Genomic DNA, 26,461 nt, shown 5'->3' with positions numbered 1-26,461 from the left:
GGCATCAAAATCTTGTCATGTCCAAGGCGATCAAGGATCTGATCAGCGAGGCGGGTCCTGCGGGGGTGGCCCCGGAAAGGCTCATGGACCTCGTCGGAGATGTGATGAGCCGCTCGACGCTCAACCGCACGCTCTCCGCCTTGGTGAGCCAGGGCGAAGTCTCCCCACTTGGTCGTGGCCCGGCGCCGCTACGTCAGCACCGGGGCCTTGACCAAGAAGGACATCGACGCGTTCTTCGCGCGCTCTGCCAGCGAGCGGCAGCTCGCGCCGTTTCGCGAGGAGCTGTTGCAGCCCACGCCGAACATCGATGCGGAGCGTGCGCGGCGCTGCACGCAGATCCAGGCGCTGGTCAACCCGATGGATCGCAAGTACCTGTCGCGGTTCCTCGTCGATTACTCGTGGGCATCAGGCCTCTTGGAGGGCAGCTCCTACACCGAGCTCGAGACCGAAGCCCTGGTGGTGTACGGCGAGCGGCAGCCCGACAAGCCCATCGAGGATGCGGTGCTGGCCTTGAACCACAAGCGCGCCGCCGAGCACCTGTGGACGCATCGCGAGCTGAGCCTGGAGACCATCTGCGCGATGCACGCGCTGCTCACGGACGATCATGGCCTGGCGGAGCTCAATGGGTCGGACCATTTCCTGCCGGCTGCGCAGCGGGGGACCCCGCGGGTCTACGAGGACGTCAACCTCGCGAACTCCGCGTACGTGCCGCCGCACTGGCCCGGCACCAGCGGCGCCCGCGACGTCCTGGTGCGCATCGTTGATACCGCCAAGTGCATGGAGCCGGTGCAGGCCGCGCTGTACCTGCTCACGCGCATCGCCTACGTGCAGTCCTTCGCCAACGGCAACAAGCGCACGTCGCGCATCGCCGCGAACCTGCCACTGCTGGCCGCGGGCCTGGTACCGTCGTCCTTCGTCGACATCCCGAAGGCGCAATACATCCGCGGCATGGCGGCCTTCTACGAGCTGGGATCGATGCTGGTGATCGAGCAGACCTTCATCGAGGGCTACGTCCGTTCCATCATCCGCAGCAGCAATCTGCCGCCGGCGTTGCGCGGCGTGGGCGCCGACATTGCCGGGACCGTGAAGCAGCTCTGCGACTTCATCAACTCCGGCGCGCGCCCGTCTGCTCCAGCCGTCGCGGCGTTCCTCAGCGCACCACCGCGCGTTCAGGCAACCCCCGTCGTGGCGCAAGGCAGTCCAGCGCGGCGGACCCCGTCCAAGCGGCCGGGGTGATCCATGCCATCTACCGATCGCTCCTCGACCTCATGGGAGGCTTGGCACGAAACAGCCGGGGCGTTCGGCGTTGCCCCTGAGATGCGCAGCCGACCACCCGGCGAAACGGCAAGCGCTCCCCCGCGCGGCCTTGAGTCCAGCGCTCCACAGTCCTGGCAACATTGATCCATGGCTGAAGACGACATCACCTCGCGCATGGTGGAGGCACTGCAGGACGCGCCCAGCATGCAGCTGTACCAAATGCGCGCGCTCATCGATGTGCTGCTCGGCGACCCCAAGCGAGAGATGGCGGCACGCATGAAGCTGCACCTGGGCCAGGCGGTGCAGTTCATTGACCATCGCACGGGCCAGGTCCGACACGGCAAGCTGATCGCGCGCCACGACCAGCAGGCGACGGTGCTTGAAGAAGCCGTGCGGCGGACGTGGAAGATTCCGTACGTTGCCATTGAGGCCCTCAGCGCCGCGCCGGGCGTGCAAGCCTACGAGCCGCCGCCAGAGCCTGCGGCACAGGCGGCGACTGTCGCCTTCAAGGTCGGTGACAAGGTGACCTTTGACGACGGCAAGGGTGTCGCCCAGGTCGGCATGGTCACGCGCATCAACCGCCGCACTGCCACGCTCCAGGCCATGGATGGCCGAAACTGGCGCGTCGGCTTCGAACTTCTGCGCCACGTCGTTGACGTTTAACCGCTGATACTGCGCGTCAGCCACATCCTGAAGACATGAACGACGACCTTCCCCTCAGCGCCAACGGCACCGCTTACACCATCCAGCAAGCCCGGTAGGGCGTTCCGCTGAGCTATGTTGGCGGGAAACTGGCCATTGCCATCGAAGAGCTCAATGACTTCGCTCGGCGGTATCCATCGAAATTGCCTCGTGGCAGCGATGCACTACTCGCTGGTCGCGTACCTCGGGCCGCACCACATGCTGGTCAAGGCCAATGATCCAACCTTGGCGCCGCGAATGCTGGGCGCCAGTCGAGAAGAGCTGGATTTATGGCTTGCTCTGGTGGAGCGCGAAGGCGACGTCGAGGGACTTGCAGACGGCGAATGACCGAAGCCTCGACCTGACCTCCAGTCACGAGGGCCGTGGCTCCGCGCCCGCGGCGTTTTGAGGCAGGCGTCCTCGTTGAGCCCCAAGGTGAAGTCGAGTCGTGTGCAGCTCGTGCAGCCGCGCGGCGAGTCGCAAACCTGTTCGCGACGGGCCAGCGGCGCTGAACCGCCGTTCAGCTTGCCGTCAACGGCATCGGCCGTCGATGGGGCGCGCGGTGCGCGAACTCCACCCCAGGCATGGACTGCAGCTGACGCAGTGGCTCTTCGATCCCGGAGGCGCCTTCAACCTCGATCGTGTAGATCGAGGCCATCGCTGGATTGTCGTTGCCTGGGAATACGACGTTGGCCCGTGCCATCCTGGCTCTGCGCGACGTGACCAACTCTTCGCAGAACTTGGCGAAGACGCGTTGCCAGATGCTCTGAGATTTGCACTGAGAGCCGGTCTCGAAGACCTTGACAGTAATGGTCTCTTGCTGCATGGCCGGTGGCTTGCCTAGCGGGAAATTGTACTGCTAGGCATTTGCGAGCGTGAGAGGCCCACCCCAACATACGTACCCGTAGCCGAGATCATCGGTTTTTCCGACCTGACCGGGGCAACGTTGGATAGGCAGCTTGTCACGAATCGTCTGGGCAAGCGGTGTGCCACCGCCGGACGCGGCCACCTTGGCCGCCAACGCGGTCACGAAAGGTGTGGCCATGGACGTCCCCGAGCAAGGGGCGTAGCTCAGCTGCTTCTTGAAGAGCGAGCACTTTTTTGTCGGCGCTGTCGACCAGATCTCCACGCCGGGAGCGACGACCATGACATGCGGGCCCGCATTGCTGAATTCCGCTCGGGCACCCTTTTCATCGATTGCACCAACGGCAATCACGCCGGCCAGATTCGCGGGGTAGTTGGGACATGAGCCATCGTCGCCCTCATTTCCGGAAGCAGCGATCACCAGCGCACCTTTGTTGAGGCCCTGCTGGATGATCACCTCCTCCGCGGGGTCATGGTGCACTCCGCCCAGGCTGAGGTTGATGATCTGCGCGCTGCCAATTGCCTCGCCCAATGCCCGGTAATAGTCCAGCGCGCTGTACTTGATCCCCATGCCCTTGAACACGTGGAGCCGGGCGTTGCTCGCCCCCTTCATGCCCTGTGGAGGCAGTCCCGTTGCAGCAATGATTCCGCAGACGTGCGTACCGTGTCCGTGGATGTCGTCGTCGGACTCGCCTTGGCAGAAATTGATGTACTCATCGATGGCGTCCTTCAGATCCGGATGACTGCGGTCGACGCCCGTGTCGACGACGGCGACAGCGATGCCCGAGGCGTCAGCGGTCGCCAATTCGGCAGCGACGTAGTCCATGCCCCAATGGTCCATCGCTTTGGAGTTGCTGCCGGCATCTCCACCGACATGCCGCCCCAGCACCCCGCGGGGTGGGGCGACATAGACAGTGGCGGCCTCCATGTCTTCGGTGAGCATCTCCAAGATGTCCCGAGTCTCGGCGTCTCCCAGCGTCTTGACCGCGTAGATCGACGGCATGCGGACCGAAGCAGCGTGCACCTGCCTGCTCGCCTGGAACACGGACTCTGCCTTTCCGTCTTCAAGCAAGGCTTGCAACGCGGGCCCAAGGGGCTCAACGGCGGCCGGGCCTCGGCCCGGTTGCACTCGCTCCGGAAGCAGTACCACGACTTCGTGGCTCCATCCTCCCTGTCCCTGCGCTTTGCTCATGGCGGCCTCCCTGAATGCCGATGTTGCAGTGACCGTTCCCAGGTGTGACGTGGCCGTCTGTGAGGCGCCGACGATCGCCCTGAGCGCCTCAGCGAGCGGGCGTGGCGGCAACGGCCGGGTGCACAGTCCGCGTCATAGCTCGTTTCTGGCGCCGATGGCACCCGCAAGTGAAGGTCGAAGCCGAAATCTCGTCAAACTTGATGAAGGCGGGCCAGGCACAGCAACATCGCGCCGGGCAAGCGACGCGCCGTTACGCTCCGTCGTTCGTGAAGGGCTGCCCCCTCGAGCCACTGTCCAGGGGCGTCAGGAGGGGCGTCAAGGGGCGCCGGGCCTCGCGGAATATCGCCCCTTCGTCTCCGGCGTCCTTGTTAGCGATCTGGGACCTGAAGCACGCGGCCCCGTCTTCGGAATGGTGTCAGTTGCGCGCTGCGAGTGGTGCCGAGCCTCGAGCCCCGCTGAAGCCGCTGACAGAGGGGGATCGCGCAGATTATGTTTCTCATTCTGTTCGGAGGCTCATCTATGTATAGAATGAGATCTGTGCCAGCCAAGTCGCCACCGACATCGCCCGTCGTCACGACCCAGCTTGAAGCGCTGGGGCGGCGTATCCGTTCACGGCGCGAGCAGCAGAAGGTCAGCGCGACCGACGCCGCCGAGGCGGCTGGCATGTCGCGCGTCACGCTGCACCGCGTGGAGCGTGGCGAACCTTCGGTGACCATGGGCGCCTACCTGAGCGCCATGTCTGCGCTGGGCCTGCATTTCGATGTGCGTGAGCCCGATAGTCGGCGCGCGTCTGCATTGCCGAAGGTCGTGCGTCTGGAGGACTACCCAGCGCTCAAGCAGTTGGCTTGGCAACTGCAGGGCGTGGGAGAAATCACCCCCCGACAGGCCCTGGACCTGTACGAGCGCAACTGGCGCCATGTCGACCGGGAACACCTGACGCTCCGCGAGCGGTGGTTGATCCAAGCGCTGGTGGATGAACTGGGTGGGGGATGGCTGCTTGTTTGAGCGCGAGCATCATCGGCGCATCGCGGCCGTGCGGGGCGCCGCGAGGCATGCATGGCAGACGGCCGCACGGCGTCCGCGCTGCGCCAAGACGAGTGCTGCCTGCCGGACAAATCGCTTTCTCATGTCGGGTATGGGAGACTACCGAGCGTGGCGGCAAGATTTGCTGGCGCGGCGGGACCGCCGGCATTGCTTCGGCTCTGCGTGTGTTGACTCGAGTCTGCAAGCTGACCGCCGGCGGTACGGCCTGCGCACGCCGTTCAAAAAGTTGCCGGAGGGAGCCGCATGAACAAGTGGATTATTTCGCCCTGCCTTCTCCTGTCGCTTGTCACACTGTCCGCTGCGACCCCGGAAGACCGGCAGCTCAGCATCGAATCGGTCCGAATCGGCCTTTCGCCTGCTGTGCGCTCGGAGCGCTCGCCGCAGCTTCTCGTGGCCCGAACCAACGCGGAATGGTTGGCAGCTTGGAGTGTGCCGGCTATTGACCAACATGGGCAAGCCGCCTTTCTCGGTGCCGTGCCCACCGTCGATTTTGAGAAGTCAATGGTCGTTGGAGTCGTGCTGCCTACCCACTCATCGGGCTGCGCGAGGGTCACGATAGAACAAGTTGTCGTGTCAAACGGTCAAGTCTTGGTCAAGTACCTTGACCACAAGGCGAAGCGCGGCGAAATCTGTACGAGTTCCTTCGCCACCCCTTTTCACTTCGTCAAGGTTGAGAAGGTCTCGCTGCCTGTAGTTTTTGACAATGATCAGTAATGGCCGGCTTGGGCTGTATGCGGTTGAAGCGGAGATCCGCTGAAGCCCGCCGAAGGTCAAACGCCACCAGCGGACTGGCCCCTGCGGCCTAGCTGCGCGAGGTGTTGCAGCACCATGCCGACCGCCCAGTGAAACGCATGGAGGAGTTGCTCCCGAGGTCGATCGTCGCCCAGCAATCGCTCCAATGCGCGGCCTTGAGTCCAGCGCGCCGCAGTCCTGGCAACTTTCATCCATGGCCGAAGACGACATCACCTCGCGCATGGTGGAGGCGCATCACCGCCGTGCTGGGCGCCAAGGTGTTGGCGGCTGATGCGGGTCTCTACCGCGATAGTGCTTAGTAGTGAACCTGCTCTACCACCCATCCTGTCCCCACGGCCGACCGATTAATGATCAACAGTCGATCCGACATCGGCAGTATCAGCGGACGTGGAGGCGTGGCGACAAAGGTCTGGTGCAGCGGTGCCGGCTGGCCACGCCGGTGCACCTGCCACGTCAATACGGTGCTGGGCGTCCCGACGCCACCGGCTCCTTGCGAGGGGGCGCCGAGCGTCCAGCGCAGCACGAGATCGCCACGCGTGATGGTCTGGGTGTCGGGAATGCCGCCAGCGCCGAGCGGCAAGCTGGGCAGGGTCCCATCGCTACGCGTGGCATCCAGTAGCGTGAGACCCAGTGTGTCGTCCACCCAGGCGAACCGGTCATCGTTGCCCCACTGCAGCAGACTTCCCTGCGCGGCCGCCGTGATCGAAGCGGATGTTGAATTGCCCAACGCCCCGGCGTCGGCCTGAGTGATGGTCGCCGTGCCATTCGACGACACACTGGCCAGCATGAGGCGTGGCATGGCGCCATTCGTCGACACCCAACTGACTAGCGCCTTGCCCTGTCGGACGGCCAAGCTGTAGCTTCCCTGGAAGGAGCCCGCCGCTTGTGAGCGTTCGAGAACAATCGCTGACGTGATCGGCTGGCCGTTCAGGTCGTAGCCGCGCACGACGAGACCCTCTCGGGGGGCGACCGAACCATCAGCGTTCGTCTGCCAATCTCCCCGAAGCATGAGTACCCAAAGCGATTGGGCGTCTCCCTGGATAATTGCTCCGCGCGGCAAGCTGGGGCGCTCCGCCTGAGGCAGCCCGAGATCCAGCACTTGGGCTGTAGCGGTCAGGGCCTTGCCCTCCGCGTCCAGCCGAAAGATCGGCACGGTGCCCTGATCAAGATTGCCCCAGAGTACCCAGCCGGTGCCGAGCGGCGACCCAAACCGTGCTCCCGAAGGCCCAAGTCGCGTCCACTGCACTTCGCCCCGCGAGTTGAGCAGCGTCAGGAGCGGCCGGTAGCTGAAGTCGATGACAGGCGGTGAGCTGATGAGCAGGGCCCGATCGCCGTCCACGACGCCCGTGGGCAGCTGCATCGCGAGTGGCTGACCGGCCTGCTCGGGGCTGGAGACGGGATTGGTCAATGCCGCAGGCAGGCCCAAGTTGCCATAGCCCTGCGTCCCCACGTCAGCACCGACCAGGCGCTCTTTGCCGATCCGGATCTGTCCATCAGTCGTGATGGACGGCTGGTCACGCGCCACCCAGCCAAGCCCCCGAGCGAACCAGTCGACACCCGTGATGTCCACCACAGGTCCCGGTTGACCGCTCTTGGAAGGCGTCACGCGCTGGAGGATGTGGGTTTCGACGCGAATGGCGTCAAGCGATTCGCCCGACGCCGTGTCCACACGCTCGGTGCCGATGACGCGCGTGTAGACCGCCACATCCATGCTTTCGGCGCGACCATCGCCATCCTGGTCAGGCACGCCGTCGATGCGCTTTGTCAGGGCGACGACTTGGTCACCCGCCCGCACGGGCGATCGCAGCAGCGTGACGCGCACGTCTTCGGCGGGTTGCGTCGCGTTGAACTGCACGGTCTCCACTTGCTGAACCTGACCGTTCGAGACAACGAAGCGCATCACGTCGGGCCCATCGTTGCCTGGATTGCTGCCGCTCATCCGCCATTCGCTGCCAGACTGGGTGAGTTGATAGGTACTCTCGTACCGATCCAATGCTGTACCGACGCTAGAGAACTGCTGGCCGTAGAAGCGCCAGGTGGCGCCGGCCGTCTGCGGCGCGAGGATGGTGGCGTCAGTCTCCAGTACCGTCCCAAGTGCCGGTGCCGCGGGAACCAGCGACGCCGCTCCGGTGTCACCCGGATTGTTGTTGCCCGTGCCTGTGGAGGGGCCAGGGTTGGTGCCGCCGCCGCCGCCACCACAGGCCGTCAACAAAAACACCCCAAGGATGGCGCATGCCACCCAAGCTTTTCGCTTGTTCATCGAACCTCCCTTTTGCCGTTCACCCGTGTGCGGCGATGCGACCTCTATGGATGAGTCTAACGGTCCGATCCACCGATGCCCGACGTCCGTTCGCTGTGCCGCAGCCAGCAGTCAGCACGGCCCCACATCAAGCCGGGGCGAAGCGCTGACGGGGGGAAGTGCACCGGCAGACTTGCGGGTCAGGCCTCGCGGCGCAGCGCCGGGAACAGGATCACGTCGCGAATCGACGGGGAGTCCGTCAGCAACATGATGAGGCGGTCGATCCCGATGCCGCAGCCACCGGTGGGGGGCATGCCGTACTCCAGCGCGCGGATGAAGTCGGCGTCGAAGAACATCGCCTCTTCGTCGCCCGCGTCCTTGTTGGCGACCTGGGCCTGGAAGCGCGCGGCCTGGTCCTCGGCGTCGTTCAGCTCGGAGAAGCCATTGGCGTATTCGCGGCCGGTGATGAAGAGCTCGAAGCGCTCGGTGATCTTCGGGTTGGTGTCCGATGCACGGGCCAGCGGCGACACCTCGACGGGGTAGTCGATGATGAAAGTCGGCTCCCAGAGCTTTTCTTCGACGGCGGCCTCGAAGAGCCCGAACTGCAGCTCGGCCAGGCTCCAGCGCGCGGGGGCTTCCTCGCCGGCTGCCTTCAGGCGTGCGCGCAGCGCGTCCGCATCGTCGGCCTCGGCTTCGCTCAGGCCGGCGTACTTCACGAGCGAGTCGCGCACCGACACGCGCGTGAACGGCTTGTCCAGCGCCACCGGCTTGCCGGCGTAGGTCAGCTGCGCGCTGCCCGTGGCGGCGATGGCCGCATGGCGCAGCACGGCCTCGGTGAAGTCCATGATGTCGTGATGCGTCCAGTAGGCCGCATAGAACTCCATCATCGTGAACTCGGGGTTGTGGCGGACCGAGATGCCTTCGTTGCGGAAGTTGCGGTTGATCTCGAACACGCGCTCGAAGCCACCCACCACCAGGCGCTTCAGGTACAGCTCCGGCGCGATGCGCAGGAACATCTCCTGGTCCAGCGCGTTGTGGTGCGTGATGAACGGCTTGGCATTGGCGCCACCGGGGATCGGGTGGAGCATGGGCGTCTCGACCTCCAGAAAGCCGTGCTCCACCATGAAGCCGCGGATCGACGACACCGCCTTGCTGCGCGCGACGAATCGCTTGCGGGCGTCCTCGTCCGTGATCAGGTCCACATAGCGCTGGCGGTACTTCTGCTCCTGGTCCGTCATGCCGTGGAACTTATCCGGCAGCGGGCGCAGGCTCTTGGTCAGCAGGCGCAGCGTCGTGACGGTGATGGTCAGCTCATCCGTCTTGGTCTTCATCAGCGTGCCTTCGGCCGCCAGGATGTCGCCCAGGTCCCACTTCTTGAAGGCCTCGTAGAGGTCTGCACCGACGTGGTCGATCGTCACGCGCAGCTGGATGCGGCCGGTGGCGTCCTGCAGCGTGCAGAAGCTGGCCTTGCCCATCGTGCGCTTGAGCATCATGCGGCCGGCCACGCTGACCTTGACGGCCTGCGGCTCCAGCACCTCGTTGGGCGTGGTGTCGTACTGCGCGTGCAGCGCGTCGGCGCGGTGCTCGGGCTTGAAGTCGTTGGGGAAGGGCACCGCCGTCGAGGCCCGCAGTGCGGCCAGTTTTTCGCGGCGCTCGGTGATCAGTTGGTTGTCGTCAGCCTGAGCGGGCGCGGGGGTGGGCGTGGTCTTCTGGTTCATTGCGGGCCTTGGGTGAATCCGCGATTTTAGGGAGTGGGCGCCACTTTCTGCGCAGGCGTCCCCATGGGCCCGACCGGCGATGCTGCCGCGCGAGGCCCGGCGCGCCGCTTTCCTACAATCGCGCGCCCCTATGAGCCTGAAGCGCGCCACCCTCACCTTGCTGGCCGGCAGCGCACTGGCCCAGGCCGTGCCGCTGCTGCTGGGGCCGTGGATCGCGCGGCTTTACACGCCGGGCGAGTACGGCCAGTTCTCGCTGGTGTGGACGGTCGCCAGCAACCTCGCGGTCGTCGGCTGCGCGCGCTACGAGTTCGCGCTGGCGCTGGAAAAGGGCGAGCAGGGCGCCGCAACGCTGCTGGCACTGTGCCTGCGCATGCTGCTGGCCATGACGGCGATGGCCGCCATCGTCGGCGCGGCCTGGATGTTTTGGGCGGACCTGGGCCTGGCCGCGGCGCTGCCCGCCATCGTGCTGGCGGCCTCGGCTAGCCAGGCCATGGCGCAATGGGCGGCGCGGGCCGGACATGTCATGGCATTGACCGCCGGACGGCTGGTGCAGTGGGGCGGCGGCGCGGCGGCGCAGGTCGGTTTCGGGCTGCTGCAGACCGGTCCCTGGGGCCTGATCGGCGGCGCGACGCTGGCGACGGCGGCTGCCGCCGTCTTGCAAGCACGCCCCGCCCCGGCCGGCGGCTGGCGAGGGCTGCTGGCCGCACGACCATTGCGCGACATGGCGGCCAAGCACCGCGACTTCCCGCTGCTCAACACACCGCATGCGTTTGCCGGCGCGCTTCAGGACACGCTGGCCATTGCGCTGCTGACCGCCTGGTCGGGCGCGCACGACGCTGGCGCCTGGGCGCTAGCGCTGCGCTACCTGAAGGCGCCAGCCTCGCTGGTGGGCGGATCTTTGTCGCAGCTGCTCTACCCGCGTCTGACGCAGGCGGCCAGCCCCGCCGAGGGCCGCGCGCTGGTGCGCCGCAGCCTGTGGCGGCTCGCCGCGCTGGCGCTGCCATTGATGCTGGGGCTGCTGGCGCTCGGGCCGTGGCTGTTCGAGCGTGTCTTCGGGCCGGACTGGCGCAGTGCCGGCGAGCTGGCGCGGTCGCTCGCGCCCTATGTGGCGTTGCACTTCATCGCGTCCCCGCTGTCCGTTGTGCTGATGGCCTGGGGCGCGCAGGGCTGGGGGCTGAAGCTGGCGCTGGTCGGACAGGTGATGTTCGTCGGCGGGCTGGCGGCGGGGCTGCACCTCGGTGGGCTCGCGGGCGCCGGCTGGGGCGTGTCCGCGGCGATGCTGCTCTACTTCGGCTACTTTTTTTGGGCTCTCTGGACGTGGGAATGATCCGCGCCTTCCTCAACCGCTGCCGTCGGCGCCTCGTGCGCCTCGTCGGTTTTCACATGTTGTTCGGTGAGGCCGGCCGCCCGCACACGCGCATCGCGCCGAGCACCTGCATCGAGGGCGAGGCCGGACTGCAGCTCGGCGACCACGTCTTCATCGGCCAGTTCAACTTCATCGACGCCAGCGCCGGCCTCGTCATCGAGGAGGGCGTGCAGATCACCAACTTCTGTTCCATCGTGACTCACAGCACCCATGACGCACTGCGCGTCAACGGCCGCCGCTTCGCCACCCATGGCGGCGAGCCGCCGGGCTACCGCAAGGCGCCGGTGCGCCTGGGCGCCTACAGCTTCATCGGCCCGCACAGCCTCGTCGAACCCGGCGCCACGCTGGGCAAGGGCGCCATCCTGTGCGCCTACTCGCAGCTGCGCGGCGCGGCCCCCGACTTCGCCATCATGGCCGGCCAGCCGGCCCGCCAGGTGGGCGACACGCGCGAGCGCGATGCGGCGCTGCTGGCTCGGCATCCCGAGCTGCGCGACGCCTACGAGGCCTGGGCCGGACGGGTGACGCCATGAGCCTCGGCGGAGGTCTGAAGCTCGTCCTCATCGGCGACGGCGAAAGCCCGCATCTGCTGAAGTGGGCCCGGGCGCTGAAGCCTCGCGTGCAGCTGCATGCGATCTCCTCGCGCGGCTTTCTGCCGGAGTTCCACCAGCTGCTGCCGGACGCGCAGCGGCTCGCGCTGAATACCCAGCCCGATCACGCCGGCGGCAACGTGGCGCTGATCAAGCAGTTGCCGAAGATTGGCGCCTGGCTGGCCGACAGCGACGCCGACTGGCTGCATGCCCACTACCTGACCTCGCATGGCAGCCTGGCCTGGGCAGCCAAGCTGGGCTGGCGGCTGCGCGCGCAGATCGCCGGCTCCGCCTGGGGCAGCGACATCCTCGTGACGCCGCAACGCGGTAGCGCGTGGCGGTGGATGACGAAGAAGGTGCTGCGCTCCTGCGCGGTGACTACGTCCGACTCGCAGCACATGGCCGAGCGCATGCGCGAGCTGGGGGCGGGGGAGGTCCTGGTGTTTCCGTTCGGCCTGGAAGCCATGCCGAAGCAGAACGCGCGCAAGCAGCCGTGGCTGTGCTTCGCCAACCGGGGCCTGGAGCCGATCTACCGGCCGGAGCGCGTCATCGACGCCTTCGCCCGCATCGCCGCCGCACAGCCGGAGGCCCGGCTCGTCGTCGCCAATGACGGGTCGCTGCGGGCGGCGCTGGAGGCCGACGTCGCCGCGCGCGGTCTCGGCGATCGTGTCAGCTTCGTGGGGCGGCTGGACGCCCAGGCGCAGGCGGCGCACTACGCGCGCTCGACCTGGTTCCTGAGCCTCCCGGAAAGCGACTCCGTGTCCGTGTCGGTGCTGGAGGCGATGGCCCATGGCTGCGTGCCGCTGCTCTCCGATCTGCCCGCCAACCGCGAGCTGATCGGTGACTCGGCCCGCGGCCTCATCGTCGGCGCGCCTGAGGACCTGCCGGCCCGCATGGCGGCGCTCGATACTGCGAGGCTGGCGGCCACGAATCGTGACTGGGTCGCCTCGCACGGCTTGTTCGAGCCGCATGTGCAGCGCTTCCTCTCTCGCTTGAAAGAGCTGACGCCGTGAAGCTGCTGCTCGTCAATCACTACGCCGGCTCGCCGCGGCACGGCATGGAGTTCCGGCCCTACTACCTCGCCCGCGAGTGGGTGAGGGCAGGGCACGAGGTCATGATCGTCGCGGCCAGCCACTCGCACGTACGTGCCGTGCAGCCGGAGCTGGACGGTCAGCCGCGCGAGGAGGGCATCGACGGCATCCGTTACCGCTGGCTGCCCACGCCACGCTACCAGGGCAACGGGGCCGGACGGCTGCGCAACATCCTGTCCTTCCTGCGCCAGCTGCGCGCAGACGCCTGGCGGCTGACGCGCGAGTTCCGGCCCGACGCGGTCATTGCGTCGAGCACCTACCCGATGGATGTCTGGGTTGCGAGGAAGCTGGCCAAGCTCGCCAAGGCCAAGCTCGTCTACGAAGTGCACGACCTGTGGCCGCTATCGCTGATCGAGCTGTCCGGCATGTCGCCGCGCCACCCGTTCGCGCTGCTGTGCGGCAAGGCCGAGGCCGATGCCTACCGCGATGCCGACGTGGTCGTCTCGATGCTGCCCTGCGTGCACGAGCACATGGCGTCGCGGGGCCTGGACCTGCGCAAGCTCCAGATCGTCCCCAACGGCTTCGCGCCGGAAGAGTGGCAGGGCGAGTCGGCGCCGCTCGGCGCCACGCTGCAGGCGCACCTGGATGCAGAACGTGCCGCGGGCCGCGTCATCGTCGGTTATGCCGGATCGATGGGGCTGCCCAACGCGCTGGACGTGTTGCTGGATGCGGCAGCTCGTTTGAAGGACGCGCCGCTGAGCTTCGTGCTCGTCGGCAGCGGCCACGAGGCCACAAGGCTGGCCGAGCGCACCACGGCCGAGGGGCTCAAGAACGTTCGCTTCTTCGCGCCCATCCCCAAGGCGCAGATCCCGAGTTTGCTGGGGCACTTCGACATCGCCTACATCGGCTGGCAGCGCACGCCGATCTACCGATTCGGCATCGCGCCGAACAAGCTCATCGACTACCTGATGGCGCGGCGCGCGATCCTGCACTCCGTCGAGGCCGGGAACGATCCGGTCGCGGAAGCCCGCGCCGGCCTGACCGTGCCGCCGCAGGACCCACAGGCCGTGGCCGACGGGCTGCGGCAGCTCGCTGCACTGAGCCCCGCCGAGCGCGCCGCGATGGGCGAGCGCGGTCGGGCGTTTGCGATGGCCCACCACGCTTACCCCGTGCTCGCCCAGCGCTTCGTCGAGGCGCTCACGTGAGCGAGCTGGACCGCATCGCCGAACGCTACGCACGTCGTGATGCGGGTGACCGCTACAGCCTGCTGCGGCCCGAGGTCTGGCAGATGTGGCAGGAGCGCCAGCGCGCGCTGCTCAAGCTGCTCGCGACGCGTCCGGGGCAGCCCGGCGACTGGCATGCGACAGAAGTCGGCTGCGGGGCGGGCGGCAACCTGCTGGACCTGATGCGTGTGGGCCTGCGCCCTGAACACCTGACCGGCATCGAGCTGCTGCCCGCCCGACTGGCCGCAGCCCGCGCGGCGCTGCCCGAGCGTGTGCGCTTGCTGGCCGGCGACGCGTCCAACGCCGATGTGGCGCCCGGCAGCCAGGACCTGGTGTTTCAGTCGACGGTGTTCTCGTCCATCCTCGATGACGCGCTGCAGCAGCGCGTGGCCGCGGCGATGTGGCGCTGGCTCAAGCCCGGCGGCGCGGTTGTTTGGTACGACTTCACCGTCAACAACCCGCGCAACCGGGATGTGCGCGGTGTGCCGATAGGCAGGGTGCGCGAGTTGTTCCCACAGGGCCGACTCACCGCTTGCCGTGTGACGCTGGCGCCGCCGCTGGCCAGGGCGATGCCCTGGGCCTATTCCTTCTTCAATGCCATCCCCTTGCTGCGGACTCACCGATTGGTCCTCATCGAGAGGTAACATCGGTGCATCACCGCATCAGATGCAGTTCGTATGCGCACAACCCTCGACATCGACGACGATCTGCTGGCCGCTTCCAAGGAACTCGCCCGGCACGAGGGCACGACAGCGGGTGCCGTCATCTCCCGACTGTTGCGTCAGGCGTTGACGGCGCGTGGCGCCTCGGAGGGGACCGCTCGGTACACGGTCCCCGGCTTTCGGCCGTTCGCCGCCAAGCCGGGCGCCGTCGTGACAAATGAAGTGATCAACCGGCTCCGCGACGAAGACGGCGTCTGATGCTGCGCGCGCTGCTCGACGTCAATGTTCTGCTGGCACTTCAGGACCAGGCTCACGTCCACCATGAGACCGCGATGCAATGGTTGTCCAGTCATTGGGAGGGCGGCTGGGCATCGTGCCCGTTGACGCAGAACGGCTGCCTGCGCATCCTGAGCCGTCCGGGCCATCCCAACGCGCAGACCCCGAATGCCGTGCGCGAACGGCTTGCTGAAGCCACGGCACACGAAATGCACCGCTTTTATGCTGATGACTTCAGCCTGCTGGATCCGGGTGTGTTGAACTGGACCCACATCACCGGCTCGCGCCAGCTCACCGATGCCTACCTGCTGGCGCTGGCTGTGCGTCATGGTCTTCGCCTGGTCACCTTCGACCGCGCGATCCCGCTTTACGCCGTGCCCGGCGCGCGGCCCGATCACCTCGTTACCCTGGCTCCATGAGCGATTCAAAGCAACCTTTCCTGCCCTTCGCCCTGCCGGACATCGGCGAAGACGAGATCGCCGAAGTCGTCGACACCCTGAAATCCGGCTGGATCACCACCGGCCCCAAGGCCAAGCGCTTCGAACAGGCCTTCGCCGAGTTCCTGGGCGACCCGCAGATCGAATGCATCGCCGTCAACTCGGCGACGGCCGGTCTGCACCTGGCTCTCGAAGCGATCGGCCTGGGCCCCGGTGATGAAGTCATCACGACGACCCACACGTTCACGGCAACGGCCGAAGTCGTTCGCTACCTGGGCGCCGACGTGAAACTGGTCGACATCGACCCCACGACACTGAACATCGACATCGCCGCCATCGAGGCCGCCATCACGCCGCGCACCAAGGCCATCATGCCCGTCCACTACGCCGGCCTGGCCGTGGACATGATCGCGGTCCTGGACATCGCCCGCCGCCATGGCCTGCGCGTGATCGACGACGCCGCCCACGCATTGCCGACGACGTTGGAAAAGGAGCTGATCGGCACCCTCGGCACCGACGCCACCGTCTTCAGCTTCTACGCGAACAAGACGATGACGACGGGCGAGGGCGGCATGCTGGTCACGCGCAACCCGGAGCTCGCCAAGCGCGCCCGCATCATGCGCCTGCACGGCATGAGCCGTGACGCCTTCGACCGCTTCACGGCCAAGGTACCCAGCTGGTACTACGAGATCGTCGCCCCTGGCTTCAAGTACAACCTGACCGACATCGCCGCCGCGCTGGGGCTGCATCAACTCAAGCGGCTGCCGGCCTTCCAGCAGCGCCGCGAGCAGATCGCGAACCGCTTCAACGAAGCGTTCTCAGACCTGCCGTTGATCCTGCCGCCGCAGGCTCCAGAGGGCGACACCCATGCCTGGCACCTCTACGTTGTGCGCCTGGCTGACGATGCCCCGATCACGCGAGATGTGTTCATCGAAGGCATGTTCGCCGCCGGCATCGGCTGCAGCGTGCACTACGTGCCGCTTCACTTGCATCCCTATTGGCGCGACCGGTACGGCCTGACGGCTGAACAGTTCCCGCAATCGCAAAAGGCATTCGAGCGCACGGTCAGCCTGCCGCTCTACACGGCCATGAGCGACGCCGATGTCGAGAGGGTCATCGCCGCCGTGCGCGGCTTGCTGGCTTGATCAAGCGTCTCTTCGACGTGGTGTGTTCGGCGCTGGGCCTGCTGCTGCTGGCGCCGCTGCTGTTGTTGATCGCTGTCTGGATCAAACTCGATTCGCACGGCCCGGCGTTGTTCCGGCAAACGCGTGTCGGGCGCCATGGCGTGCCGTTCACGATCCACAAGTTCCGCACGATGCGTGTCGAGCCAGGCGCTGCCATCACCGTGGGAGTGGATCCGCGCATCACGCGCGCAGGCCGGCTGCTGCGGGCCTGCAAGCTCGACGAACTGCCGCAGCTCTGGGACGTGCTCAGAGGTGCGATGAGCCTGGTCGGCCCACGGCCCGAGTTGCCGCGCTATGTCGAGCTCTACCCGGCGGATATGCGTGCGCGCGTGCTGTCTGTGCGGCCCGGGGTCACAGACCCCGCATCTCTGGCCTTCAGCCATGAAGCCGAACTGCTGGCCGCGGCGGCTGACCCGGAACGCGAATACCGTGAGGTCATCCTCCCCGCCAAGTTGCGCCTGTCCGCGGACTACGCCGCCAAGGCCAGCGTTCTGACCGACCTGCAGCTCATTCTGCGCACCCTCGCCCGGGTCCTGCGCGGATGAGCATCGACAATCACGCCCCTATGGATTGGCAACGTCTTGATGTGCTGTTGACCCGCGTGCGTCCGCACCGGGAGCGGCTGGCTTTGCTGCTGGACCTCGCCGTCGTTGCGTTGGCCTGGCAGTTCACGTATCTCTTTCGCCTCGGGTTTGAGCGCTGGTTTTCGGCACGCCCCAACTACGACGGCTATGTGTTGCTGGGCGTGTTGGCGCTGTACGGCGTCGCGCTGATGGTGTTGCATGTGCCCAAGGGCATGTGGCGCTTCTCGGGCTTCGGAGAGGTCAAGCGCCTGGCGCTGGCCTGTGGCGGTGCTGGCCTAGTTGCCGCCACCGTCGTGCTGATGGCTCACCTGCACGGCGTGCCGCGCGCGGTGCTGGCCTTGCATCCGCTGTTCACGCTGATGCTGCTTGCGATGATGCGCATGGGCTACCGCATGCTGTACGAGCACATGCGCAGCCGCATCAGTGGCAGTGCCCAGGAGCAGAGGCGGGCACTCGTGTTGGGGGCGGGAGACGCGGGACGGTTGCTGGTTGCGGGCCTGCAGCACAGCCAGGGCTGGGTCATCGTCGGCTTCCTGGATGATGCACCCGACAAGCAGGGCGCCCGTGTGGCCGCAGTGCCCGTTCTCGGTCGGCTGGAGCAAGCCGGTTATTTCGCCGAGTTGCACGGCATCACTCACCTGATCATCGCCATGCCGGGCGCCAGCGTGCCCGAGCGGCGTCGCGCGCTGGACATTGCCGGCAAGGTCGGCTTGCCGGTGCTGACAGTGCCCAGCAGCGAAGAGCTGCTGTCCGGCCGTTCGGTGAACCAGGTTCGCGACATTGAACCCGAAGACCTGCTGGGTCGCGAGCCGGTGGAGCTCGACGAAGGCGGCATCAGCGAGTGCCTGAATGGCAAGGTGGTGCTGATCACGGGCGCCGGCGGCTCTATCGGCTCCGAGCTATGCCGCCAGGTGGCGCGTTACGGTCCGGCGAAGATCGTGCTGTATGAGTTGAGCGAATTCGCCCTGTACACCATCGAGCAGGAGCTGGGCGAGAAGTTTCCGCAGGTTTCGCTCGTGCGGTTGATCGGCGACGTGAAAGACCTCGAGCACCTGCGGTTCGTCTTCGGCAAATACAAGCCGCAGATCGTTTTTCACGCCGCGGCCTACAAGCATGTGCCGCTGATGGAGGAAGAGAACGCGGGGGCGGCGCTGAGGAACAACACGCTGGGGACGTATCACGCCTCCCTGGCAGCCGCGGAGCATGCGGCGGAGCGCTTCGTGCTGATCTCGACGGACAAAGCGGTCAATCCGACGAACGTGATGGGCGCGACCAAGCGGGCGGCGGAGTTGGTGATCAGTCACATGGCCGGGCAGGGACACGCGACGAAATTCATGGCGGTGCGGTTCGGCAACGTGCTTGGTTCCAGCGGCAGCGTGATTCCGAAATTCAAGGCCCAAATCGCGAGGGGTGGACCGGTCACGGTGACCCACCCCGACGTCATTCGCTACTTCATGACCATCCCCGAGGCCGCACGGCTGGTCGTGCAGGCGGCGGCGATCGGCGAGACTGGGCAGGTTATGGTGCTGGATATGGGCGACCCGGTCAGGATCGTCGACCTCGCCCGCACGATGATCCGCATGGCCGGCCATGACGAACAGGAGATCCGCATACAGTTCACGGGGCTGCGTCTTGGGGAAAAGCTTTACGAGGAACTGATCGCCGATGCGGACAGGACTCTGCCGACGAGGATGCCGCGTGTGCGGATCGCCCGCCTGCAGGAAGTCGCCTCGGACGATGCACTGCTCGACTGGGTCAGGGGTGTGGTGGACGACCGCCACTTGACGCGGGAGGCGGTGGTTGCTGGACTCAGGAACTGGGTGACGGAATACGGAGCACTACCGTCGCGTGCGTCAGATGGAGCAGGACTTGCAAGGATTGCTCAATGACGGGCTTGAGGGTGCGCAGGACGCCGCGATATCGCCTGATGGCGCTGGTGGTTCTGGTGGTCGCCGCCATTGCAGGAGTGGCCGCGGCAGAAGCGGGCCGCGCCTACCTCCATCTCATCGACAGCGAGTGGCTGGGCGAGCGTGTGATGGATACGCTAGCACGGGTGCGGTCTGTTGAAGACTGGTCCAGCGTGCTGCCGCTGCGTCCCGACCAGGACTACGCGTGGATCGAGGGCTCCGGGGCCCCAGTGCGGATCGCCCATGCGCTGGGCGAATCCGGCTCGCCGACCGCGAATACGTTGGCGGCGATGCGGCGCTCCTACGAGGCTGGCCTGCGGCTCTTCGAGGTGGACTTGATCTTGGACCGGGGGGAGCTGCGCTGCCAGCATGACCCGGGGCCGCCGTCCGGCAAGGCGCAGACCGGCTGCACCTTCGACGCTCTGCTCGCCGCGCTGCCGGCGGATGCATGGCTTGTGCTCGACATCAAGACGGATTTCGCCAGCACAGGGCAGCGGATCGTCGACCGGCTGAAATCGCCCGCCGACGCCCGGCGTGTCGTGTTCCAACTGTACCGACCCGAGGACTTCGCGCGCTTCGACGCTTGGCAGCAGCAAGCTGCATTGCCCGGGCCTATCGTGACGGCGTACCTGGCTCATCGGCGCCTAGACCATGTGGCCTTGCACGCCGCGAGAGCCGGCGTTCGCGTCTTGACCGTGCCCATCCATCGCCTACCGGCGTTGAGCACGCGGCCGGTCGGGCTCGAAGTGATGGTTCACCCCGTCCATGACTGCGTGTCTTGGGACGTCGCCACCCGCGCGAAGGTCAACGGAGTCTACGCACTGGCTTCGTTGCGGTGCGTTATCCCGGTCGGCGTCGGCACCTCATGACCTGCGGGAGCCTGCTTCGCGGAGCCGGGTCGGTCGCGCGCAATGCGCAGGGACGGGCCGTACCGCGCTTCGCTACGATTGTCTTCGCGCTGCACGCGCCCAACTTGCTGGCGGCTCTTCTGTTCAAGGCGCCGATGGCGGAGGAGCGCCCTCTCTTCAACCTCGACCTGCTGCTGGCCGCGGCCATCGCCTGCTTTTCGACGCTCGGCGGCGCCGCCGCCTTGTTGCTAGCCTGGTCGGCGGATTTCGTCCGTTCCGCCGCCAAGAACTACCACTTCATGTCCGCGATGGACTTCATGGATGCGGTGCGCTTCGTGGACATGCTCAACCTGCGGACCTTCCTCTCCCTGCCTCTGATCGGCAGCGTGGCGGGGCTGGCGCTATGTGCCTGGGTCGTGCTCGGTCAGGCGCGAAAGCGGCCGTCCATGGCAGCGCCCTTGCTTGCGACCATCGTGCTGGCGGCCGGCTTCGACGTGGCCAACGGGTCGTTCCATATTTTCGGGCTGGACAAGGACAGCCGAATCATCCGCATGAACTTTGCGGGCAGTCCAGCCTGGAACGTCTGGCGCTCCGAGCAGCAGAATCCCATGGCCTCCGGCTTGCCCGTGCCGATGCGCGACCCTGTATCTTTCAACGCGCTACGTGAGTGGCAGCAGGCGCATTTGGGCGAGACGTCGCTGCTCGTGCTCGTCGAGTCCATGGGACTGCCTCGGTCTCCCGAGCTGCAGGCTTGGCTACGCGGCCGACTGGTCACCGCTCGGCTGTCGACCCGCTGGACGATTCGCGCAGCAGATGAGGCGTTCTATGGCACCACGACGTCCGGCGAGCTACGTACCTTGTGCGGCCTGCAGGGGCACTACTCGCGCCTGGACGACAAACTCGCCGCCGGGTGCCTGCCGCACGTGCTGGCGCAGAAGGGTACGGCAAGCATCGGTATCCACGGGTTCGGGCTGCGTATGTTTGACCGCAACCAATGGTGGCCTCGTGTAGGCCTGATGCCCTGGGCTTGGCGAGAGCAGCCCACTGGCGGCTTGCCCATGAACTGCAACCACGCTTTCCCGGGCGTCTGCGATGCCGCGGTGCTTGAGCTGGCAGTGGCGCAGGCGCAGCAGCCTGCACGCTTCGTCTACGCGCTGACGTTGGACACGCATTTGCCTCTCAAACTCGAGGATTCAGCAGCGCCTTCCGCCACGCTCAAAGTGCTCTGCGCAGCCTCGGGCACGCCCGAAGAGGCCTGTCGGCTGGTGCAGCAGCTCGGCGACCTGCTGGGTTTGCTCGGGCAAGCGTTGGAACGGTCGCGCGCGACGCCGTTCGTGGTGGTGGTGGGCGACCATGCTCCTCCGTTCGGTGAAGCTGCGAATCGCCAAGCGTTCGTCGCGGGCCGTGTCCCGCTGTTCGTGCTCACGCCGATCTAGAGGCCCTGAGCATGCTTGCTGTGCTGTTGCGACTGACGAAAAGCTGAGGGTGGCATGTCACGACCGGATGAATCGAGCAGGCGAAACGCGTTGCCACTAGCTGCCACCGCTGCAAAGGAAGACGGCGGGGCGGGCTCACCCGCCAGATGCGACCGCGTGGTAGCGACTGTAGGTTGACGCTGTGGAGACCGCCGTGCGGTTCGAGTGGAGCACGTGTCTGAAGGGCGTCTGTGGTGAGTGCACAGTTGGAGCTGGCGAGAGTAGGCGCGTCACTAGAGGCGGCCGAACCGCCACTGTTCGTCTGAGACGACACTTCTGCCGCGCCGCGAAGGATATTGAGTAGGTTGGTCTTTATGCAAATGTGCGCGGAGACCGAATTTTGGGATCGCCCAGTCAAATAGGAATACGAGTGAGCAATAGAGTTTTCGGCATCGTTTGGTCCCTGATTCTGGTGGTTTTCTCGCTTGCGCCGCGGCTGCAAGGGAAGTCCATCCATTTGCCTCTGATCGGTGGCGCCGCACTGCTGCTGATGATCGCCTTGGTCGCCCCGAAACTTCTAGCTTGGCCAAATCGTGGTTGGGGCCGCTTCAGTAAGTTTATGCACAGTTTGGTCAGCAATATTGCGCTGCTTTTGATCTACTTCAGCTTTTTTACCCCTGCGGCTCTCATGCTGAGAATAGTCGGACGCAATGAGCTCAAGCTGAAATTTGACCCAACGTTGAAGACCTACTGGAACAGTCGTTCATCCGAAGAGGTGGATTTTACGCGCCCCTATTGAACGACTCGCCACTATGTACATCCTTGGAATTTCTGCTTATTACCATGACAGCGCAGCCGCACTGATCCGCAACGGCGTCGTCGTGGCCGCAGCCCAGGAAGAACGCTTCACCAGAAGAAAACAAGACGCCGCATTTCCCGGCTCTGCCGTCCGCTTTTGCTTGGATGCGGTTCAGGGCAATTCGGTCGACTATGTCGTCTTTTATGACAAGCCGCTACTCAAGTTTGAACGACTGCTGGAAACCTATCTGAGCTTTGCGCCAAAAGGCTTCGCTTCGTTCCGTGCTGGGCTGCCGGTATGGGCGAAGGAAAAACTGTTCCTACGCTCGCTCCTGACAAAGGAGCTGCACACGCTTACTGGCGTGCGGTTCGCCGACGAACAAATACTGTTCTCTGAGCATCATTTGAGCCATGCGGCCTCCGCCTTCTATCCGTCGCCATTCGATGACGCTGCGGTATTGACCATGGACGGCGTCGGCGAGTGGGCGACCACCTCGGTATCGATCGGCCACGGCCGCGAACTAAAGATTGTTCGCGACATCCCTTTTCCTCATTCACTCGGGCTGCTGTACTCCGCCTTCACCAGCTACGCGGGCTTTAGGGTCAATTCGGGAGAGTACAAGCTGATGGGCCTTGCTCCGTATGGCGTGCCAAGATTTGCAAGTACCATTCGCGAGCATCTTGTGGATGTCAAGCCTGATGGTAGCTTCCGGCTGAACCAGCGGTATTTCAATTACTGCACCGGTTTAAGCATGACTAACCAGCGCTTCCATGATCTGTTCGGGCGACCACCTCGCCTGCCCGAGGCCGCGTTGGATGATTTCCACGCTGATGTTGCTGCGTCCATCCAAGAGGTCACAGAAGACATCACTCTGAGAATGACGCGTGCGCTGGCAAAGGAGACGGGTCAGAAGAACATCTGCCTGGCTGGCGGTGTGGCACTCAATTGCGTGGCGAATGGAAAGATTGCTGCGGACGGCGCCTTCGAAAATGTTTGGATACAACCGGCGGCGGGCGATGCAGGGGGCTCCCTTGGCGCAGCCCTTGCCGCCTATCACCTGCACGTCAAGGCAGAACGCCAAGTTCAGCGGCCAGATGGTATGAGCGCTGGCTCCCTCGGTCCGAACTACTCACCTGCGGAAATTGAAGCAGCGCTGAAGGCCGCTGGCGCACGCTACAAGGTCACCTCCGACGAGGCGCTGTTCGAGGAAACAGCCCGAGCACTCGCGGAAGGCGAAGTAGTGGGATGGTTTCAAGGACGAATGGAATTTGGGCCGCGGGCGTTGGGCTTCCGCTCCATTCTGGGTGATCCGCGTAGGCCCGACATGCAGCGAAAGTTGAATCTGAAGATCAAGTTTCGTGAGAGTTTTCGACCCTTCGCGCCATCGGTGCTGGCAGAAGAGGCGCATGCATGGTTCGATACGCCCGCGCCGGACTCGCCTTACATGCTGACCGTATCCGGGGTGTCAGAAAGGCACCGAACCATGACTTCACTGCATGCCGAAACGCACCATAAGTTGGAGCATCAGCATCTTATACGCTCAACCATACCGGCAGTTACCCATACAGATTTCTCCTCCCGTGTGCAAACCGTCCACGCAGAGCAGAACCCTCGCTATCACCGACTGCTGAAGGCCTTCCATCAGATCACCGATTGTCCAATGCTGATCAACACGAGTTTCAATGTGAGAAATGAGCCGATCGTCTGCACACCTCGCGACGCCTTTGCTTGCTTCATGGCAACCGACATGGACCGGCTGGTCATCGGAAATTTTGTATTAGACAAGACGGAGCAAGACAGCGCATTGGCCGTAAATTACGCTTCAAGTTTCGAGATGGACTGAGATGGGGAATTCTGTACGCTCAGGATCGGCAGCTATGATCCGCCGAGTCCTGACAGCCGTCTTTCAGGTGTTTATCGTCGTCTGCCTGGTCGATGGCTTTCTTGACATCGTTTATCCCGCTATTGGCTATTTTAAAAAGAATATGGAGGATTCGTTTAGGGCGCCAGAGATGGGAATAAAAATGCCGCGATCTGGCTTGCCAGTCAGGCAGGAGCCCGGAATACCAAATATTCTGAAAGAATACGCTTCTGCATACATCAATATTGCACCTGATGGTCGTCGGAGCAACGGCGGAGCGCCGCTGGTAGCGGCAGGCCACAAGGGAATTTTGCTCGGCTCATCAACTGCCTTTGGTCACGGTGTCAAAGACAGTCAGACAATTTCGTCCCAACTTGAGCGGGAGTTGGAAGGCGTGCGCGTTTATAACTACGCCGGGTTGGGGCAGCCTACTTCAAGTAGCATTTTGCGCTGGTATGACTTGCAAAAGAAATATGGCAATCCTGATTTTGTCATTGTTGCAGGAATTAATTACCAGATCTACTCGGATTGCAAGTTGTATCGGTCAGGTTTCGAGCATTCGAACATATTCTTCCACTTGGCCAAAGTGGCTGAAAATACTTCGGAGTACAAACATGTCAGCCAGTGTGAATCCAGCGACAGCGCTGATTTGGCGGTTCGGAATTCGATCGTTTCAGTAGAAAGCGCTCTCTCTTTCGGCCGGAAGATGGGGTCGCCCTTTTATCTGGTGTATTTGCCTACGCCATACGACCCAAATGCCAACATTGATCACCTCATTACTAGCGAGTCAGCTAGAAGCTTCATTGTAGGGATGCAGAAGGTGTATGCCCAGTATCGCAAGGAATTGAAGAAGCTCGACGTTCCAGAGTTGATTGATCTTTCGGATGCGTTGCCGCCTGAAGGGAAGTATTTTACAGACTTGGGCGGTCACCTTTCAGCCGAGGGTAACAAGATCGTGGCTAAAGCACTCGCTCAGCGTATTCGCCCGATCGTGTCCTCGCCGTCGCACGCCAATTTCAATGCCCCCGACGGTCCCGCGCCATTAAATAACTGAAGCTTGATGCGCAAGCAGCTAGTTTTCCCTCAGCATGCTTATTTTATCCCGACGTAGCTCATTACGACGGTTCTTGCGGGGTCGGTCAATATTTGCGGTAGTTTCGGCTGAACTAAACCAGGGGAGAAGGCAGCCGGCGATTCGGGGCTGGTTTTTTGAGGATCGCCGGTTGACGGCTTATGCCCGGATGCAGGACGCGGCTGATCTGGCGGGCCAAGGTATCTAACCTTATCGAGATCGACGAAGAGCTGTGCCGACTCGTGGGCCTAAGCTCGTGCCGAGCTAAACCCCTGCTCGACCCCTTCTACCTCAGTCTATTCAATATTTTCCAAGGAGCACGGCGTGAAATTTCTCACTGACATTATCGGATTTCTATTTAACAAGAAGTCGAGGTTGGTTTTGCTGCCCTTCCTAATCGTGATTCTGCTCTTCGCTATTCTTTTTGTCGTGCTGGCAAATTCAGCCTGGGCGCCGTTCGTGTACGCAGTTTTCTGATCATGAGCCGACTGAAATATCCCTTTAAGGCGTCGCTCACGAATGCGGGCCTCGTGCTTTTGGGGCTGCTGATGGCCAGCGCCGCCATTGAAGGGCTCGTCCGGGTGGCAACCTCCTCCCACCAGAACTATCTGATCGAAATGTGGCGCTATGCGACCTTGCTGAAGCGCAAGAGCGCCGATCCGGCAGTTGGTCATGAGCACATACCCGGCGCTTCGGCACGACTGCAGGGCGTGGATGTCTCAATCAATTCGCTGGGCATGCGTGGTCCCGAGCCGGACTTGGACACTGCAGGTAAGCGAAAGGTGGTGCTCATCGGAGACTCGACGGCGATGGGTTGGGGCCTGCCGGAAGCCGAAACTTTGCGGGCTCAACTTGCAGCGCAGTTGGGTGACGGCGCGGAAGTCATGACCACGGGCGTTGGCAATATGAACATGTCCCAGATCGTTGCCAATTGGCTGCGCTATGCAGACCGGATCCGTCCAGAAGCCGTCATCGTTTTGGCCACTGCGCGAGCGCCCGCTCTGCAGGATGCCGGCGAGGCGGGTTGGCTCGTTAGGCACAGCCAAGCCTATGCCTTACTCGTCTCGTTCGTCGAAATAGCGATGGCAAATACGCCGGGTCAGGCGGGTCTGGTTGAAGGGTACAGAAAAGTCTGGAGCGACGGGCCGGGCCGGGATGCCATGAACTCGGCGCTCGACGCTTTGAAATCCAACCAGCAAAAATACGGTTACCGCGTACTAGTCATGCTGGTTCCCGAGCCCCATGACTTTAGTGCTTATCAGTTCGGCTTTATGACAGCGGCGATGCGGCACGAAAGCGAAAAGCGTGGCTGGCTATTCATGGATCCTCTCGAAAACCTGCAAAAGGATCCGGCTGAGAGCTATTGGGTTGCACGCAACGATGTCCATCCGAACGCCAAGGCGTTTCGAGTGATGACGCAGATGCTGCGACCGCATTTGTCTCAATAGCGGAGGCGATAGT

Annotated in this window: 26 protein-coding genes; 22 read left to right on the top strand and 4 right to left on the bottom strand. The window is 64.2% G+C overall.

The window, feature by feature from the left end:
* Nucleotides 1-207: 207 nt before the first annotated feature.
* The 3 genes from LXT13_RS27160 (at nt 208) to LXT13_RS27150 (ending at nt 2,286) form a co-directional block, all read left to right on the top strand.
* The gene (locus tag LXT13_RS27160; RefSeq protein WP_233375477.1) at nt 208-1,236 is read left to right on the top strand and encodes a Fic family protein; all 1,029 of its coding nucleotides are present in this window, start codon (nt 208-210) and stop codon (nt 1,234-1,236) included.
* Between the two features lie 168 nt (nt 1,237-1,404).
* Nucleotides 1,405-1,920, top strand: coding sequence for a hypothetical protein (locus LXT13_RS27155; RefSeq protein ID WP_233375476.1), 516 nt, complete (start codon nt 1,405-1,407; stop codon nt 1,918-1,920).
* Between the two features lie 153 nt (nt 1,921-2,073).
* On the top strand, nt 2,074-2,286 hold the full coding sequence (locus LXT13_RS27150) for a hypothetical protein (RefSeq protein WP_233375475.1): 213 nt from the start codon (nt 2,074-2,076) through the stop codon (nt 2,284-2,286).
* Between the two features lie 172 nt (nt 2,287-2,458).
* On the opposite strand, the gene LXT13_RS27145 is transcribed toward LXT13_RS27150, so the two are convergent.
* Nucleotides 2,459-2,764: a hypothetical protein gene (locus LXT13_RS27145; protein WP_233375474.1), complete on the bottom strand. Its 306-nt coding sequence runs from the start codon at nt 2,762-2,764 to the stop codon at nt 2,459-2,461.
* A 33-nt stretch (nt 2,765-2,797) separates the two neighbouring features.
* Nucleotides 2,798-3,994 (bottom strand): S8 family peptidase, encoded by a 1,197-nt coding sequence (locus LXT13_RS27140; RefSeq protein ID WP_233375473.1) that lies wholly within the window; start codon nt 3,992-3,994, stop codon nt 2,798-2,800.
* A 489-nt stretch (nt 3,995-4,483) separates the two neighbouring features.
* On the opposite strand from LXT13_RS27140, the gene LXT13_RS27135 reads away from it, so the two are divergent.
* On the top strand, nt 4,484-4,999 hold the full coding sequence (locus LXT13_RS27135; protein ID WP_233375472.1) for a helix-turn-helix domain-containing protein: 516 nt from the start codon (nt 4,484-4,486) through the stop codon (nt 4,997-4,999).
* Between the two features lie 282 nt (nt 5,000-5,281).
* A complete protein-coding gene (locus LXT13_RS27130) occupies nt 5,282-5,752 on the top strand; it encodes a hypothetical protein (RefSeq protein WP_233375471.1) in 471 nt (156 codons plus the stop codon).
* Nucleotides 5,753-6,086: 334 nt separating this feature from the next.
* On the opposite strand, the gene LXT13_RS27125 is transcribed toward LXT13_RS27130, so the two are convergent.
* Together LXT13_RS27125 and lysS are read right to left on the bottom strand one after the other, a co-directional pair.
* Nucleotides 6,087-8,051: a hypothetical protein gene (locus tag LXT13_RS27125; RefSeq protein ID WP_233375470.1), complete on the bottom strand. Its 1,965-nt coding sequence runs from the start codon at nt 8,049-8,051 to the stop codon at nt 6,087-6,089.
* Nucleotides 8,052-8,230: 179 nt separating this feature from the next.
* Entirely contained in the window at nt 8,231-9,748 is a 1,518-nt protein-coding gene (gene lysS / locus LXT13_RS27120) for a lysine--tRNA ligase (protein ID WP_233375469.1), read from the bottom strand.
* A 130-nt stretch (nt 9,749-9,878) separates the two neighbouring features.
* Between lysS and LXT13_RS27115 the strand changes: the two genes are divergently transcribed.
* The 17 genes from LXT13_RS27115 (at nt 9,879) to LXT13_RS27040 (ending at nt 26,448) form a co-directional block, all read left to right on the top strand.
* Nucleotides 9,879-11,075 (top strand): lipopolysaccharide biosynthesis protein, encoded by a 1,197-nt coding sequence (locus LXT13_RS27115; RefSeq protein WP_233375468.1) that lies wholly within the window; start codon nt 9,879-9,881, stop codon nt 11,073-11,075.
* Nucleotides 11,075-11,644, top strand: a complete 570-nt coding sequence (locus LXT13_RS27110; RefSeq protein WP_233375500.1) for an acyltransferase — start codon at nt 11,075-11,077, stop codon at nt 11,642-11,644. Before LXT13_RS27115 ends, LXT13_RS27110 begins: the two co-directional genes overlap by 1 nt.
* Entirely contained in the window at nt 11,641-12,714 is a 1,074-nt protein-coding gene (locus LXT13_RS27105) for a glycosyltransferase (protein WP_233375467.1), read from the top strand. Before LXT13_RS27110 ends, LXT13_RS27105 begins: the two co-directional genes overlap by 4 nt.
* Nucleotides 12,711-13,937 (top strand): glycosyltransferase family 4 protein, encoded by a 1,227-nt coding sequence (locus LXT13_RS27100; protein ID WP_233375466.1) that lies wholly within the window; start codon nt 12,711-12,713, stop codon nt 13,935-13,937. The genes LXT13_RS27105 and LXT13_RS27100 overlap by 4 nt, the downstream gene beginning before the upstream one ends.
* Nucleotides 13,934-14,599 (top strand): class I SAM-dependent methyltransferase, encoded by a 666-nt coding sequence (locus LXT13_RS27095; protein WP_233375464.1) that lies wholly within the window; start codon nt 13,934-13,936, stop codon nt 14,597-14,599. Before LXT13_RS27100 ends, LXT13_RS27095 begins: the two co-directional genes overlap by 4 nt.
* A 33-nt stretch (nt 14,600-14,632) precedes the next feature.
* Complete coding sequence (locus tag LXT13_RS27090) at nt 14,633-14,875, top strand: ribbon-helix-helix domain-containing protein (protein WP_233375463.1); 243 nt, start codon at nt 14,633-14,635, stop codon at nt 14,873-14,875.
* The gene (locus LXT13_RS27085) at nt 14,875-15,312 is read left to right on the top strand and encodes a TA system VapC family ribonuclease toxin (RefSeq protein ID WP_233375462.1); all 438 of its coding nucleotides are present in this window, start codon (nt 14,875-14,877) and stop codon (nt 15,310-15,312) included. Before LXT13_RS27090 ends, LXT13_RS27085 begins: the two co-directional genes overlap by 1 nt.
* Nucleotides 15,309-16,475 (top strand): DegT/DnrJ/EryC1/StrS family aminotransferase, encoded by a 1,167-nt coding sequence (locus tag LXT13_RS27080; protein WP_233375461.1) that lies wholly within the window; start codon nt 15,309-15,311, stop codon nt 16,473-16,475. Before LXT13_RS27085 ends, LXT13_RS27080 begins: the two co-directional genes overlap by 4 nt.
* The gene (locus tag LXT13_RS27075) at nt 16,472-17,059 is read left to right on the top strand and encodes a sugar transferase (RefSeq protein ID WP_233375459.1); all 588 of its coding nucleotides are present in this window, start codon (nt 16,472-16,474) and stop codon (nt 17,057-17,059) included. Before LXT13_RS27080 ends, LXT13_RS27075 begins: the two co-directional genes overlap by 4 nt.
* A complete protein-coding gene (locus LXT13_RS27070) occupies nt 17,056-18,987 on the top strand; it encodes a polysaccharide biosynthesis protein (RefSeq protein ID WP_233375458.1) in 1,932 nt (643 codons plus the stop codon). The genes LXT13_RS27075 and LXT13_RS27070 overlap by 4 nt, the downstream gene beginning before the upstream one ends.
* Nucleotides 18,984-19,874: a PI-PLC domain-containing protein gene (locus tag LXT13_RS27065; protein WP_233375456.1), complete on the top strand. Its 891-nt coding sequence runs from the start codon at nt 18,984-18,986 to the stop codon at nt 19,872-19,874. Before LXT13_RS27070 ends, LXT13_RS27065 begins: the two co-directional genes overlap by 4 nt.
* On the top strand, nt 19,871-21,289 hold the full coding sequence (locus LXT13_RS27060) for an alkaline phosphatase family protein (protein ID WP_233375455.1): 1,419 nt from the start codon (nt 19,871-19,873) through the stop codon (nt 21,287-21,289). Before LXT13_RS27065 ends, LXT13_RS27060 begins: the two co-directional genes overlap by 4 nt.
* 409 nt (nt 21,290-21,698) lie before the next feature.
* A complete protein-coding gene (locus tag LXT13_RS27055; RefSeq protein WP_233375454.1) occupies nt 21,699-22,067 on the top strand; it encodes an SxtJ family membrane protein in 369 nt (122 codons plus the stop codon).
* 13 nt (nt 22,068-22,080) lie between these two features.
* Nucleotides 22,081-23,910: a carbamoyltransferase family protein gene (locus LXT13_RS27050; RefSeq protein WP_233375453.1), complete on the top strand. Its 1,830-nt coding sequence runs from the start codon at nt 22,081-22,083 to the stop codon at nt 23,908-23,910.
* A gap of 34 nt (nt 23,911-23,944) precedes the next feature.
* Complete coding sequence (locus tag LXT13_RS27045; protein ID WP_233375452.1) at nt 23,945-24,982, top strand: SGNH/GDSL hydrolase family protein; 1,038 nt, start codon at nt 23,945-23,947, stop codon at nt 24,980-24,982.
* Between the two features lie 342 nt (nt 24,983-25,324).
* The gene (locus tag LXT13_RS29075) at nt 25,325-25,477 is read left to right on the top strand and encodes a DUF5989 family protein (protein ID WP_419964721.1); all 153 of its coding nucleotides are present in this window, start codon (nt 25,325-25,327) and stop codon (nt 25,475-25,477) included.
* Nucleotides 25,478-25,479: 2 nt separating this feature from the next.
* A complete protein-coding gene (locus tag LXT13_RS27040; RefSeq protein WP_233375451.1) occupies nt 25,480-26,448 on the top strand; it encodes an SGNH/GDSL hydrolase family protein in 969 nt (322 codons plus the stop codon).
* Nucleotides 26,449-26,461 lie beyond the last annotated feature (13 nt).

Source organism: Pelomonas cellulosilytica (genome assembly GCF_021353265.1).
Classification (GTDB): domain Bacteria; phylum Pseudomonadota; class Gammaproteobacteria; order Burkholderiales; family Burkholderiaceae_C; genus Pelomonas; species Pelomonas cellulosilytica.
This window is presented reverse-complemented; position numbering and strand designations above follow the sequence as displayed.